Raw genomic sequence first — 13,862 nt, forward strand, 5'->3', positions numbered from 1 at the left:
GCCGCTGCAGGGGCCGACAGCCACCCTTCAAAGCCTGTCAACGCCGCGCGTCCCAACTGCTGGAGGCGTGGCGGCGCGTGTAAAATTCGCCCATAAGGCCAATCATCGTCAACACGATTCCCACGACGATCGGGTAGGTCACGTTCGAATTGAAGGGCGTGTAATTGACAAACACATACCCGCGCGCCTGATCGATGGTGTGAAACAGTGGGTTCCAGTCGAACACTTTAACCATGTAGGCCGGCAGCGTATTGGCAACGAACATCTTGCCGGACGCGATCATGTTGGCCCGCTGGTAGACGGTGGCAAAGGTCGAAACGAATGTGGGAAACCACGGTTTGACCGCGAAAAGGACCAGCCCGATCGCCGCCCCCGTGAACCATGCCAGCAATAGCATGCCCATGGCAGGAAACGGATACTCCACCACGAACGGATGCACTGCGACGTGATACGTGAACAGGATCAGCGCCATGGTAAGCACCTGCACGTATAGCGCGCCCAGCGCGGCGGAACTGATGGAAATGGCCGTGGTCATGGGCGCGTGTTTCATCATCGGCGACGATGGCCCCTCGGCCCCGGCGACGGCACCGAGCGTTTTGACATGGGTGAGGAACAGGAAAATTCCCGACATGAGATACAGCAGGAAATCCCCGCGCAGCGCCGCACCGCGCAGACCCAGCACCGAAAACATGACGTAGAATGTCGCCAGAAACACCAGCGCCTGAAGGATGTTCAGCGCAATTGCCATCAGCGCATTGCCATGCGTCTTGCGCACGTCGCGCACTGTGGCGTGATAGATAAGTTCCAGAATGGACACTGCGGTTTGCAGTGTCGATTTTGGCTTGATTTGTTGAAACATTTATCTGCTTCCGTGCCGTTGCCGCCGCCCATGATGACACGGAATTCTTGCTGTTCCGTTAGCAAGGCACCATAAGGGGCGCGGTACTTTCCCGCAACACTGCGTTGCGCCCCCACCGCCCGGAGCATTCGATATGGATTACACCCAGCTGACCACCGTGATGCGGCGCCTCGCGCTGGAGGCCGGCGACGCGATCATGCAGATCTACGGGCAGGACGATTTCGACGTGAAATCAAAATCCGACGACAGCCCCGTCACCGCCGCAGATGAGGCCGCAGACGCGCTGATATCTGCCGGGCTGCGCACTGCATTTCCCGATGTGCTGCTGATCACGGAGGAGCAAGCCGAATCGCACACCCAGCGCGCCGATACCTTTCTGATCGTCGACCCGCTGGACGGCACCAAGGAATTCATCCACCGCCGCGGCGATTTTACCGTCAACATCGCCTATGTCGAGAATGGCACGCCGACTCGCGGTGTCGTCTATGCCCCGGCCAAGGGCCGCATGTTCTATACGCAGCCTGACGGCACCACCGTCGAGGAAACCGGCCCTCTGGACAAAACGACGGTCGGCGCGGTGACGCCAATCAAGGTGTCCGCCCCCGACAATGACGCATTGATGGTGGTCGCGTCCAAATCGCACCGCGATCAGGCGACCGACGATTACATCGGTAAATATGCGGTCAAGGACAGCCGCAGCGCCGGTTCTTCGCTGAAATTCTGCCTTGTCGCCACCGGCGAGGCTGACATTTATCCGCGTGTCGGGCGCACGATGGAATGGGACACCGCCGCCGGACATGCCGTGCTGGCAGGGGCCGGCGGCCAGGTTGTCCGCTGGGATGACCACAGCCCGCTGATTTATGGCAAGCAGGGATATGAGAACCCCTTTTTCATCGCCCATTCACCGGGCGTCGTACTGAAGAATGCATGATATTCCGCGCGCGCAGTCACCCTGCAACGGTTGGCAAAAAACTGCATGACCCGCAGCGGGGCTGTTCACCGGGCAGCGCAATTCGGATAGAGACCGCACACGTCGGCGCTGATCCATGGGGCTGCTGATGTCAATTTATGCAAGTTCGAAAGCAATTTTCTAAGGAATACGCGATGCGCAGCAAAGTCACGAAAGCAATTTTTCCAGTCGCCGGCATGGGCACCCGATTTCTACCGGCAACCAAATCGGTGCCCAAGGAAATCATGACACTGGTCGACCGCCCCTTGGTGCAATACGCCATCGATGAGGCGCGCGCCGCCGGTATCAAGGAATTTCTCTTTGTCACATCGCGCGGCAAAGGCGCGCTGGAGGATTACTTTGATAATGCCCCGCAGCTGGAGCAAGCCCTTCGCAAGTCCGGCAAGACAGAGCTGCTGGATATCCTGAAATCCACCAATATGGATTCGGGCGAGGTCGCCTATATGCGCCAGCACAAACCGCTGGGTCTGGGTCATGCCGTCTGGTGCGCGCGCCGCCTGATCGGAAACGAGCCTTTCGCCGTCATTCTGCCGGACGACGTGATCGCGGGCGAAACGCCCTGCCTTCAGCAGATGGTCGAGGCGTTCGACGAAACCCAAGGCAACATCGTCGCTGCGATGGAAGTGCCCGACAACAAGGCATCGTCCTACGGCATCCTGGACATCCAGGAGGACAGGGGCGATCTGGTCCTGTCCAAAGGAATGGTGGAAAAACCCGCGCCGGGGACGCAGCCGTCAAATCTGGCGGTGATCGGCCGTTACATCCTGACGCCGACCGTCTTGCAGATGCTGAACAAGAAACAGGTTGGCGCGGGTGGTGAGATCCAGTTGACCGATGCGATTGACGACGCCCGCAACGCCGGCGAAGAGGTCTACGGATTCCGCTTCAAGGGGCATCGCTACGATTGCGGCTCCAAGGCCGGGTTCCTTCAGGCGACGATTGCCTTTGCGTTGGCGCGCGACGATCTGCGCGACGATCTGCGGGACTTCATCCACGAGGTTGTGGCAGCAGACAAAGCAGCGGAAAAATCCGTCTGAGGCGGGCAAGACGGGGATGAGAACGGCGTGACGAATATCTTGGTGACGGGCGGGGCGGGCTACATCGGCAGCCACGCCTGCAAGGCATTGGCAGCGGCGGGCTATACGCCCGTGACCTATGACAACCTCAGCATCGGCTGGCAGGACGCGGTCAAATTCGGCCCGTTCGAGCAGGGCGATCTGACAGATCGGGATCGGCTGGATCAGGTATTCGCCGCCTACAATCCTGCCGCCGTCATGCATTTTGCGGCCCTGTCTCAGGTCGGCGACTCGATGCGCCAGCCGGAAATCTACTGGCATAACAATGTCGCCGGATCGCTGACGCTGATGCAGGCGGCTGTGCAGGCCGGGTGCCTCGACTTTGTCTTCAGCTCGACCTGCGCGACCTACGGCGATCAGGACAATGTGGTGCTGGACGAGGATTGCGCGCAGCATCCGATCAATGCCTATGGCAAATCCAAACGCGCGATCGAGGATATGCTGGCCGACTTCGAGACCGCCCATAACCTGCGCCATGTGATTTTCCGCTATTTCAACGTGGCTGGCGCCGACCCCGAGGCCGAGGTGGGCGAATTCCACCGGCCCGAAACGCATCTGGTGCCGCTCGTGCTGGATGCGGTGCAGGGCAAGCGCAGCGCGCTGACAGTTTTCGGCACCGATTACGACACGCCCGACGGCACCTGCATCCGCGATTATGTGCATGTGTGCGATCTGGTCGACGCGCATGTGCTGGGCCTGAAATGGCTGGAGGGCGGCAAGGAGAGCCGCGTGTTCAACCTTGGCACCGGTTCGGGTTTTTCGGTGCGCGAGGTGATCAGGCAGGCGGGCGCTGTGACCAACCGTGACGTGCCGGTGACGGAGGGACCGCGCCGACCGGGCGATTGCACGAAACTCGTCTCCGGGTCGACCCGCGCCGAAGCCGAACTGGGCTGGACGCCCGGACGCAGCACGATGGACCAAATGATCGAAGATGCCTGGCGCTGGCATAAATCTGGACATTACGAGCGTTAGGCGCAACCCTGCCGCACATCAAACCGGCGGAGCAGTATGGGATCTGGCGCGCAATTCAGGGCACAGGCGGCGACGCTGTCGATGGCCTACCGCCTGCGCTGGAAACGGCGGCGCCTGCTGTGGCGCAGCTTTCGCAAGCGGCGGCAGCTGACTTCGATCGCAGACCGGACCCGCGCGATCCGGCCCGGCGCAATTCTGGCGTTTTCAACGATGCGCAACGAGGCGCTCCGCCTGCCCTTTTTCCTTGACCATCACCGCAAACTGGGTGTCGATCATTTCCTGATCGTGGACAATGACAGCAGTGACGGCACACGCGATTACCTCGCGGCGCAGGGCGATGTGTCGCTGTGGCACACGCCACACAGCTACCGTTTGTCGCGTTTCGGGGTGGATTGGCTGACCTGGCTGCAAATGCGTCACGGGCATGGCCATTGGTGCCTGACGGTCGATGCGGACGAGATGCTGATTTATCCCTTCCACGACACCCGCCCCCTGCCCGCGCTGACCGACTGGCTGGACCGGCAGGGCGTGGCATCCTTCGGGGCGCTGATGCTGGACATGTACCCCAAGGGCAAGCTGAGCGCGCACAGCTACGCGGCGGGCGATGACCCCTGCGACACGCTGCAATGGTTCGATGCGGGTAACTACATGATCCAAAAACAGGACCGCTTGGAGAACCTGTGGATACAGGGCGGCCCGCGCGCGCGGCTGTTCTTTGATGAAAATCCGCGCCGCGCCCCCACGATGGGCAAGGTGCCACTGGTCAAGTGGGACCGCCGCTATGCCTATGTCAACTCGGCCCACGCGATCCTGCCGCGGCGATTGAACCGCGTCTATGACGCGGCGGGCGGCGAATATGCCAGTGGCATCCTGCTGCACACCAAGTTCCTGCATATGATCAAAGAAAAATCCGCAGAGGAAAAACAGCGGCGCGAGCATTTCGCCAATTCGTCGCTTTATGATGCTTATTATGACAGGCTCACGGGTGACCCCGACCTGTGGTGCGCCCGCTCGACCCGCTATCGCGGCTGGCGTCATATAGAGGCACTGGGCCTGATGTCGCGTGGAACATGGCTGTAGGCGGCGCAATAACAGTTTACCCAAGCGCGCCAACATCTTATCGTCTTTGCGGCAGTCACACGGCCTATCGGACCCAAGGCAACCGCGCCTTGATCCCCGGTATCCATGCTGCATACCAGGCCGGGATCGGGGACATACTGACGTGAGTTTCGTGCAATCATACCGCATGCGTCTGCGCCGCAGGCACGCCAAGGCGCGCGCCGCCCGCAAGGGTCTGTCGCTGCGCCCTGTGGTGGATCGAACGGCCCAGATCAAACCGGGCAACGTTTTGCTCTTTTCGACCCTGCGGAACGAAGACGTGCGCCTGCCCTATTTCCTCGACTACTATCGGCGCATGGGCGTCGATCATTTCCTGATCGTGGACAATGACAGCGGCGACGGCAGCGGCGCGTATCTGGCCGAACAGCCCGACGTGTCCCTGTGGCACACCGCCGCCAGCTACAAAGGGTCGCGCTTTGGTGTGGATTGGCTGAACGGGCTACAGGGGAAATATGGCCACGGGCACTGGACCCTCGTCGTCGATCCGGACGAGTTTTTCATTTACCCGTTCTGCGACACGCGCCCGATCAGGGCGCTGACCGATTGGCTGGACGAATCGAACGTGCGCAGCTTTGGCACGATGCTACTGGACATGTACCCCAAGGGGCGGATGGATGCGGTGCCCTACCGGCGCGGGCAGGATCCACTGGAAATTGCCGACTGGTTCGACCCCGGCAATTACATGATTTCAAAGAACAGGAAATTCGGCAACCTGTGGATTCAGGGCGGCCCCCGCGCGCGCGTCTTCTTTCCCGATACGCCGAAAAAGGCGCCTGCCCTGAACAAGATACCCTTGGTCAAATGGCACCGCCGATACGCCTATATCAGCTCGACCCATATGCTGCTGCCGCGTGGCCTGAACCTGGTCTACGACCAAGGAGGCGGGGAGGCGGCCAGCGGCGTCCTGTTGCATGCCAAATTCCTCGACACCTTCGCCCGGAAGGCTGAGGATGAGATGACGCGCAAACAGCATTACCGCGCCTCACTGGAATACGAGGCCTACGCCCAAAAGATGGACGCCATGCCAGAGCTGTGGTGCAAATGGTCTGAAAAATATATAAACTGGCGCCAGCTAGAGATCTTGGGCCTGATGTCCAAGGGGAACTGGGCATGACAAAAGGGGCTTGGCCAAGGTGAGCGTCGGTATTGTCATGCTGGTCCACACGGCACTGGACCGCGCCGAACAGGTGGCGCGGCACTGGTCGGATGCGGGCTGTCCGGTGGTCATCCACACGGATGTATCGGTGCCCGACAAGACGCATCGCGCATTTCAGGACTCCATGGCGGATCTGCCCGACGTGCGGTTCTCCCGTCGCCATCGCTGCGAATGGGGCACATGGGGCCTCGTCGCCGCATCGCAGAGCGCGTCCGAACTGATGCTGACCGAATTTCCCGATGTGCGGCACATCTACCTCGCCTCCGGCGCGTGCCTGCCGCTGCGCCCGGTGCAGGAGTTGATCGACTACCTCAAGGCCCGCCCGCAAACCGATTTCATCGAAAGCGCGACAACCGCCGACGTGCCTTGGACGATCGGCGGCCTCGACACCGAACGGTTCACCCTGCGTTTCCCGTTTTCCTGGCGCAATAACCGCTATCTCTTTGACCGCTATGTCGCGCTCCAGCGACGGCTTGGCCTGAAACGGCGCATCCCGAATGGCATTGTCCCGCATATGGGCAGCCAGTGGTGGTGCCTGACGCGCCAGACCCTGTCGGCCATCCTGTCCGACCCCGAACGCAGCACGTATGACCGCTATTTCTCCAAGGTCTGGATCCCGGACGAAAGCTATTTTCAGACTCTCGCCCGCCAGCATTCGCGCCAGATCGAAAGCCGGTCCCTGACCCTGTCGAAATTCGACTATCAGGGCAAACCGCACATCTTCTACGACGACCATCTGCAATTGCTGCGCCGCTCCGATTGCTTTGTCGCGCGCAAGATCTGGCCCCGTGCCAACCGTCTATATGACGCCTTTCTCACCGACGAGGCCAGCGCGATGAAACGGACCGAGCCGAACCCGGCCAAGATCGACCGCATCTTCGCCAAGGCGGTCGAGCGGCGCACGCGTGGTCGACCGGGCCTCTACATGCAAAGCCGGTTTCCGGCGCAACCGCGCGAAAATGGCCTGACATCGTCAGAATATTCAGTCTTCCAGGGATTTTCCGACCTGTTGGAGACTTTTGAACCATGGCTGGCCCGCGCCACCGGGACGCGCGTGCATGGCCATATCTTTGCCCCCGAACGCGCCGAATTCAGCCAGGGCGAAACTGTGATGAATGGCGCGCTTTCGGACAGCGCCGCCTTGCGCGACTACAATCCACGCGCCTTCCTTACCAGTCTGATCTGGAACACACGGGGCGAGCGGCAATGCTTTCAATTCGGGCCGCGCGACAATCAACGCATCATCTGGGATATCGCCAAGGATCCGAACGCGCAGATTTCAGTCATTTCAGGCGCTTGGGCAGTGCCCCTGTTCAAGTCGAACCAGAATTTTTCCGATACCCGCCGCGAGGCTGCACTACTGCAACAAATCGAATCGAAACATCTGGAAATCCTGCGCTCCAACGCGGCCAAGGCGCGCGTGCGCATCTGGACCTTGGCGGAATTCGTCGAGGCCCCTATGGAGCCACTTCAGACCATAATCGACGAAATCAGCCCCCAGCACACCCAAAGCGGCCTGTCAGAAGTGCCGAAAATGACCGATCTCACCGGCTTTGGTCAATTTTTGCAGAGCCTCAAGAATCAGGGAATGCACCCATATCTGACGGGCAACTTTCCGGTCACGCACGATCCGCAAGACACGCAAACCAACCTGCGCAAACCCTATTTGGTACGGTAGCATATGTCCCGATTTGACTATTTCGTGGTGCTGGCTGAAATGCGCACCGGCTCTAACCTGCTTGAATCGAACCTGAACGCATTTCAGAGCTTTGACTGCCATGGCGAGGCATTCAACCCGGCCTTTATCGGTTATCCGAACCGGACCGAAATCCTCGGCTTCACGCAGGCGATGCGCGAGGCTGATCCTGACCGTCTGATCGACACCATTAAAACCGGATCGACGGGGATGGGCGGGTTTCGTCTGTTTCACGACCACGACGCCCGCGCGCTGAAAATCTGCCTGACCGACGTTCGCTGCGCCAAGGTCATCCTGACGCGCAACCCAGCCGAAAGCTATGTCAGCTGGAAAATCGCGCAGGAAACCGGCCAGTGGAAACTGACCAACATCAAGCGCCGCAAGGAAGCCAAGGCGGTCTTTGACGCGGCAGAGTTTGAACAGCACCTCACCCGGCTACAGGCATTTCAGGCCGAGGTTCTGAACAGCTTGCAAAAGTCGGGGCAGACGGCGTTCTACATCTCTTATGAGGATCTGAATGATCTGGACATCATCAACGGCCTCGCTCAGTTTCTCGGCAGCGACGAGCGGCTGGAGACACTGGACAGCGCGCTCAAGATCCAGAATCCGCAGCCTCTGGCCGACAAGGTGGCCAACTTTGATGACATGACACAGGCGCTGGCCGGGATCGACCGGTTCAACCTGACCCGCACCCCTGATTTCGAGCCGCGCCGCGGCCCCGCGGTGCCATCACACATCATCGCACGCCACGCGCCGCTGCTGTACATGCCGATCAGATCCGGCCCCGAGGCTGAGGTGCAGGCATGGATGGCCGCCCTCGACGACGTCGACGTCGAGGATTTGCAAACCATGATGAACCAAAAGGGGCTGCGCGATTGGATGCGGCAGGCCAAGGGGCATCGCAGCTTTACCGTGTTGCGCCATCCTGCGGCGCGCGCGCATGCAGCATTCTGCCGGCGAATCCTGCATCGCGGGCCGGGGTCGCTGGGCGAGGTTCGGCGCGTTCTGCGCAACTTTCACAAACTGCCCATACCCGGCCCCGGCCCGGATGAAACCTATGATAAGCACGCGCATCACGTGGCGTTCACCGCCTTTCTGGACTTCCTGCGCGCCAATTTGCGGGGCCAGACCAGCGTGCGTGTCGATGCAAACTGGGCCACGCAAACCGCGATCCTGCAAGGGATGGCGCAGTTCTGCCTGCCCGACGTCATCATCCGCGAGGACGAGATGCCGCTGCAATTGAGCGCGCTGGCGCAACAGGTGGGCTATTCCGGCGCGGCGTCGGCCGCACCAGCGCCCCCCGACCAGCCTTATGCGCTGGCAGACATCTACGACGACGACATCGAGGCGCGGGTCGCCGACATCTATCAGCGGGACTACACCATGTTCGGTTGGGATCGCTGGCGCTAAAGCGTTTCGACGTCAAGCCGGTGTCAGGCCGCCAGCATGGACTGCGCTTCGGTCATGATCGTGTACAGCGTTGCAGGATCAGGATTGGCCCGCAGCTTTGCACATAGCTGTGCGTCGCGCAGGGTGCGGGAAATCAGCGCAAGCGCTTTCAGATGCTCCACCCCGGCCTCGCGCGGCGCGAACAGGGCAAACGCCAGATCGACTGGCTGGCGGTCGACCGCGTCAAAATTGATCGGCTTTTCCAACAGGACCAGCGCACCGACCACCCGGTCGATATCGTCCAGACGCGCATGCGGCAACGCCACGCCGTGCCCCACAGCTGTGGGCCCCAGCGATTCGCGTTCCTGCAACGCTTCGACGGCGGCCTGCGCATTCACGCCATAGACGGCGTGGGCGATATCGCCCAGCTCGTGCATCAGACGTTTTTTGCTGGTTGCGGCGCCCAAAACGCGCACGGCCCTTGGCTTCAGGATCATGGGAATGTCCATTCACTGCTCCGACGGCAAGGCCGCCTGGGTTCAAACCCCGCGTCACCCGACCTGTTTTACGGATCGATCCACCCGATATTGCCGTCATCACGGCGGTAGACCACGTTTACACCGCTTTTTGCCTCGTTTCGAAACACCAGAACAGGGGCCCCTGCCAGCTCCATCTGCATCACGGCCTCTCCAACGGACAGGGACGGGATCTGCGCCTGCATTTCGGCGACGATGATGGGCTGAAGGCTATCGGGCTCCGATTCCACTCCTTCGGCTTCTGAGGCGAGGATATACGAGGATGCTCCGAAAAGCTCAACCGGCTGTGAACGATCCTTGTGGTGATCCTTCAGACGGCGCTTGTAACGGCGCAGCTGCTTGTCCATCTTTTCGCGGGCGGCATCGAATGCGGCATAGATTTCGTGCGCCTTGCCCGTCGCCTGGGCCGAAAGACCCGTGGACAGGTGAACAATCGCTTCGCATGAATATTCACTGGCACTTTTGGAAAAGACGACTGTCGCATTGACCGGACGTTCAGCGTATTTCGCCACCGCCTCGCCCAGTTCAGACTTCACATGAGTTTGCAGGGCTTCGCCAATGTCGATCTGTTTGCCAGAGATTTGATAGCGCATGGTGTCTCCTTCAAAGGGCGCACCCGTCCCTGCCCGATAACGCATTCGCGCCCCTCGGGCTGTGGGGAGGGGCCGCTGAAAAGCGGCATTTCGTTAACGATTTCAACACGACACCAGTCGAATGCCGCGTCTGAAACCTCCAAATACCATACATTGATTGAGGCGCTTTCCGGCGCTTTTGTCAATGACGTTCGCGGCGGCGGCGGTGAAATCTGCCGATATTTGTCAGGAAATACGAAAGTTTTCACCCAGATAGACCCGGCGCACATTTTCGTTTTCCACGACTTCGGCGGGCGTGCCCGACATCAAAACCTGCCCGTCATGCAGGATATAGGCGCGGTCGACGATTTCCAGCGTCTCACGCACGTTATGATCGGTGATCAACACTCCGATGCCGCGCTTTTTCAGATCGGCGACAAGGTGCCGAATGTCGGCGACGCTGATTGGATCGACCCCGGCGAAGGGTTCATCGAGCAGCAGATATTTCGGGTCCGCAGCAAGGCTGCGCGCGATTTCGACGCGCCGCCGTTCGCCGCCCGACAGGGCCAGCGCGGGGGCACGGCGCAGATGCTCGACCGAAAATTCCGACAGCAACTCTTCCAGGCGCTCGCGGCGCTTGTGCGAATTCTTGATCGAGATATCAAGAATCGCCATGATGTTATCCTCGACCGACAGACCGCGAAAGATCGACATTTCCTGCGGCAGATAGCCAACCCCCAGCTTGGCCCGGCGATACATCGGCAGGTTGGTCACATCGCGCCCGTCGATCGCCACGTGCCCGCCTTCGGGATAGATCAGCCCGGCGATGGCGTAAAATGTCGTCGTCTTGCCCGACCCGTTCGGCCCCAGCAGGGCCGCCACCTCGCCTTGGCGCAGGCGCAGCGACACGTCGCGGATGACGGTGCGTTTCTTGTAGCTTTTGCGCAGGTTCCGCACGATCAGCCCGGAGGTATCCGTGTCGCTGTCGCCCGCGACATGCAGATCCGGCCCGGTCATTGCGTCGTCCCGGGTTGCAGCACGGTTTTGACCCGTCCGGTCATCCGCGCCGTGCCGGCAGCCGTATCGACCGCCATCTTGTCTGCGGTCAGCGCCGCGGTGCCCTGCACCAGCAGCACGTCGCCCGACATTTCGATCATGCCTGACTGCACGTTGTAATCGGCCTCGCGCGCCTCGGCGGCGTCTTCGCCGCTGACCAGGGTGACGCCGCCCGTCGCCGACAGCCGCGCGATGCCCGACCGATCCTCAAGATAAATCACCAGAACGCGCGGCGCCGACAGGCGCATCTGGCCCTGCCCGATCAGTACATCGCCGGTAAAGACCGCCGTGCCGTCGCTCTGGTCGACGTCCAGATTTTCGGCCGTCACCTCGACCGGCAGGCCGCTGTCCTGCACGGTGCTGCCAAAGGCGACCTGCATGCCCTGCGCGTGCGCAATGCTACCAAAGGTGGTGGCGCAAATAAGAAGGATCGTTTGGATGAAACGCTGCACGTCGGTCAGTCCTTTGACTTTGCGGGCATGTATATCAGCTTGACCCCATCCGTGAACCGCAAATGTGCGTCGCCGGTCTTGGGGTCCGAGGTCAGCAGCATGCGCCCCGCGCTCAGATCGCCGGGCGGGCCTGTGCCGGTAATGGCGCCGGGCGTTTCGACGTACAGGGTGTTGAACCGCGTGTTGATGCTGTCGGTGCGGATGTCATAGCCAGTCGTGGTTTCGAACCGCACGTCGCCCTCCAGCAGGGCGGTCATGTCCGCCTGATTGGCCGCGCCGCGCTGGGACGAAATATCCACCACCCCGCCGCCGTTCAGCCTAAGCTTCGCCTGCGCCCTTTCTGCCCGCAAAATATCGCGATCCGCCGGATCGGGGCGCACGGATTGCGCGCGGAACGATACTTCCTCGCCGCTCCGCGTGACACCGGAAAAGCTGGGGTTGGTCACCCCCTGATCATGCGCACGCTGCGCCAGATCCACACCCGCGATGGGGATCTGATCGTTCAGATCAACCTTGCGCGACAGCAAAAACAGCGTCGACAAAAGGCCCAGCGCCACCAGCGGCAGGATGATCTTGGCCCAATTGACCAAGCGCGTGTGGAAATTGTCGCCCCTGCGGATCAATGTGAAAATATATCCTGTTCGGGCCAGCCAGCCAGATCCAGCGCCGCACGTGTCGGCAGAAAATCAAAGCAGGCCTGCGCCAGTTCCATCCGTCCTTCACGGACCAGTCGCGTGTTCAGTTCGTCACGCAGCCGGTGCAGATACAGCACATCTGACGCTGCATACTCCAATTGCGCCTTGCTCAGATCTGACGCGCCCCAGTCCGAGCTTTGCTGTTGCTTGCTGATATCGACGCCGACAAGTTCCTGAAGCAGGTTTTTCAGGCCATGCCGGTCGGTATAGGTGCGGATCAGCTTGCTGGCGATCTTGGTGCAATAGACCGGCGCGGTGATCGCACCAAAGGCGTTCTGCATCGCGGCAATATCAAAGCGGCCAAAGTGAAACAGTTTCAGCACGTCGGGATTTGTCAGCATCGCGCACAGGTTCGGCGCCTCGGTCTGGCCCTTGGCGACCTGCACCAGATGCGCGTTGCCGTCGCCACCCGACATCTGGATCAGGCACAACCGGTCGCGGTGCGGATGCAGGCCCATCGTTTCGCAATCGATAGCGACCACAGGCCCCAGATCCAGCCCGTCAGGCAGATCACCCTTGTAAAGTGTATTCGTCATGTCAGCCCCTTCGTGCCTTTGGACATGCGTTATATAGGATCAAAGGGGCCGACCACCAATATCTGGCATCCCGGACGGTCGCCGCGCAAAAAACCCGTCGCAAGGCTGTTTAGAATCCGTTGAGGCTCACGCGCCCTACCCGTCGCCCTCGACCTTGCCGCGCAGGGCCTTGACGTCGCCGCGCACCTTCTTGGCCTTGAGGCGGCGTTTTTTGGACCCCAGCGTGGGCCGTGTGGGGATGCGCCGCTTGGGCTTTTCGGCAGCCTTGCGGATCAACTCGACCAGTCGGTCACGCGCGATGTCGCGGTTGCGGGCCTGATGACGGGTCTCGTCACACTGGATGATCAGCGTGCCATCCAACGTCCAGCGCCGCCCGGCAAGCCGCTTCAGCCGCCGCTTCACCGGGTCCGGCAGGTTTGGCGATCGTTCGGCCTCGAACCGCAGTTCGACCGCGCTGGCGACCTTGTTCACGTTCTGCCCGCCTGGGCCGCTGGCGCGCACGAACTGCTCGGTCAGCTCCCAATCCTCGATCGCTATGGTGTCTGTAATGCGCAACATGATGCCATGTTTATCCCGCCGCGGCGCAAATCGAAAGGGCCGCCCCGATACGGGACGGCCCTCTAGAAGTTTTTCGGAGGCGGGCCGGTTAGGCGCACCAATAAGGTTGGCTCAAATATCCGAGGGCTGCCTCAGATACGATCCCCCCGAACTGTTCCGACACCTCGCTCCAATACCTCTGTAGACACTGGGGCACCTCCTTTCACTTGTTGAACTCAAG

Annotated in this window: 15 protein-coding genes; 7 read left to right on the plus strand and 8 right to left on the minus strand. The window is 60.8% G+C overall.

Going from position 1 to position 13,862, the window contains the following annotated elements:
* Positions 1–37: 37 nt before the first annotated feature.
* Complete coding sequence (locus FGD77_RS04630; RefSeq protein WP_255006775.1) at positions 38–859, minus strand: ABC transporter permease; 822 nt, start codon at positions 857–859, stop codon at positions 38–40.
* A gap of 133 nt (positions 860–992) precedes the next feature.
* Here FGD77_RS04630 and cysQ point away from each other — a divergent pair, with 133 nt between their 5' ends.
* The 7 genes from cysQ to FGD77_RS04665 all read left to right on the plus strand — a co-directional run bounded on the left by cysQ (position 993) and on the right by FGD77_RS04665 (position 9,258).
* A complete protein-coding gene (cysQ, locus tag FGD77_RS04635; protein ID WP_255006776.1) occupies positions 993–1,790 on the plus strand; it encodes a 3'(2'),5'-bisphosphate nucleotidase CysQ in 798 nt (265 codons plus the stop codon).
* A 173-nt stretch (positions 1,791–1,963) separates the two neighbouring features.
* The gene (locus tag FGD77_RS04640; RefSeq protein ID WP_255006777.1) at positions 1,964–2,866 is read left to right on the plus strand and encodes a UTP--glucose-1-phosphate uridylyltransferase; all 903 of its coding nucleotides are present in this window, start codon (positions 1,964–1,966) and stop codon (positions 2,864–2,866) included.
* Positions 2,867–2,893: 27 nt separating this feature from the next.
* Positions 2,894–3,877 carry a UDP-glucose 4-epimerase GalE gene (galE, locus tag FGD77_RS04645; protein ID WP_255006779.1) on the plus strand — a complete coding sequence of 328 codons (984 nt, stop codon included), beginning with the start codon at positions 2,894–2,896 and terminating at the stop codon, positions 3,875–3,877.
* A 36-nt stretch (positions 3,878–3,913) separates the two neighbouring features.
* Complete coding sequence (locus FGD77_RS04650; protein ID WP_255006781.1) at positions 3,914–4,957, plus strand: glycosyltransferase family 2 protein; 1,044 nt, start codon at positions 3,914–3,916, stop codon at positions 4,955–4,957.
* Positions 4,958–5,123: 166 nt separating this feature from the next.
* Positions 5,124–6,110 (plus strand): glycosyltransferase family 2 protein, encoded by a 987-nt coding sequence (locus FGD77_RS04655; RefSeq protein WP_255014072.1) that lies wholly within the window; start codon positions 5,124–5,126, stop codon positions 6,108–6,110.
* A 19-nt stretch (positions 6,111–6,129) separates the two neighbouring features.
* Positions 6,130–7,830 (plus strand): beta-1,6-N-acetylglucosaminyltransferase, encoded by a 1,701-nt coding sequence (locus FGD77_RS04660; RefSeq protein ID WP_255006783.1) that lies wholly within the window; start codon positions 6,130–6,132, stop codon positions 7,828–7,830.
* A 3-nt stretch (positions 7,831–7,833) separates the two neighbouring features.
* Positions 7,834–9,258 carry a sulfotransferase family 2 domain-containing protein gene (locus tag FGD77_RS04665; RefSeq protein ID WP_255006788.1) on the plus strand — a complete coding sequence of 475 codons (1,425 nt, stop codon included), beginning with the start codon at positions 7,834–7,836 and terminating at the stop codon, positions 9,256–9,258.
* Between the two features lie 23 nt (positions 9,259–9,281).
* Here FGD77_RS04665 and FGD77_RS04670 read toward each other — a convergent pair whose 3' ends face one another.
* The 7 genes from FGD77_RS04670 to arfB form a co-directional block, all read right to left on the minus strand.
* Positions 9,282–9,746, minus strand: a complete 465-nt coding sequence (locus tag FGD77_RS04670; RefSeq protein WP_255006790.1) for a PTS sugar transporter subunit IIA — start codon at positions 9,744–9,746, stop codon at positions 9,282–9,284.
* Positions 9,747–9,802: 56 nt separating this feature from the next.
* Complete coding sequence (gene raiA, locus FGD77_RS04675; RefSeq protein WP_255006792.1) at positions 9,803–10,366, minus strand: ribosome-associated translation inhibitor RaiA; 564 nt, start codon at positions 10,364–10,366, stop codon at positions 9,803–9,805.
* Positions 10,367–10,591: 225 nt separating this feature from the next.
* A complete protein-coding gene (gene lptB / locus FGD77_RS04680) occupies positions 10,592–11,362 on the minus strand; it encodes an LPS export ABC transporter ATP-binding protein (RefSeq protein ID WP_255006800.1) in 771 nt (256 codons plus the stop codon).
* Positions 11,359–11,781, minus strand: a complete 423-nt coding sequence (locus FGD77_RS04685; protein ID WP_255014074.1) for an LptA/OstA family protein — start codon at positions 11,779–11,781, stop codon at positions 11,359–11,361. Before FGD77_RS04685 ends, lptB begins: the two co-directional genes overlap by 4 nt.
* Before the next feature lie 77 nt (positions 11,782–11,858).
* Positions 11,859–12,476, minus strand: coding sequence for an LPS export ABC transporter periplasmic protein LptC (gene lptC / locus FGD77_RS04690; protein ID WP_255006803.1), 618 nt, complete (start codon positions 12,474–12,476; stop codon positions 11,859–11,861).
* The gene (locus tag FGD77_RS04695; protein ID WP_255006804.1) at positions 12,473–13,084 is read right to left on the minus strand and encodes a ribonuclease D; all 612 of its coding nucleotides are present in this window, start codon (positions 13,082–13,084) and stop codon (positions 12,473–12,475) included. The genes lptC and FGD77_RS04695 overlap by 4 nt, the downstream gene beginning before the upstream one ends.
* 135 nt (positions 13,085–13,219) lie before the next feature.
* Positions 13,220–13,642, minus strand: coding sequence for an alternative ribosome rescue aminoacyl-tRNA hydrolase ArfB (gene arfB, locus FGD77_RS04700; RefSeq protein ID WP_255006806.1), 423 nt, complete (start codon positions 13,640–13,642; stop codon positions 13,220–13,222).
* Positions 13,643–13,862: the final 220 nt, after the last annotated feature.

The sequence above is a fragment of the Roseovarius sp. M141 genome (assembly GCF_024355225.1).
In the GTDB taxonomy this organism is placed as follows: domain Bacteria; phylum Pseudomonadota; class Alphaproteobacteria; order Rhodobacterales; family Rhodobacteraceae; genus Roseovarius.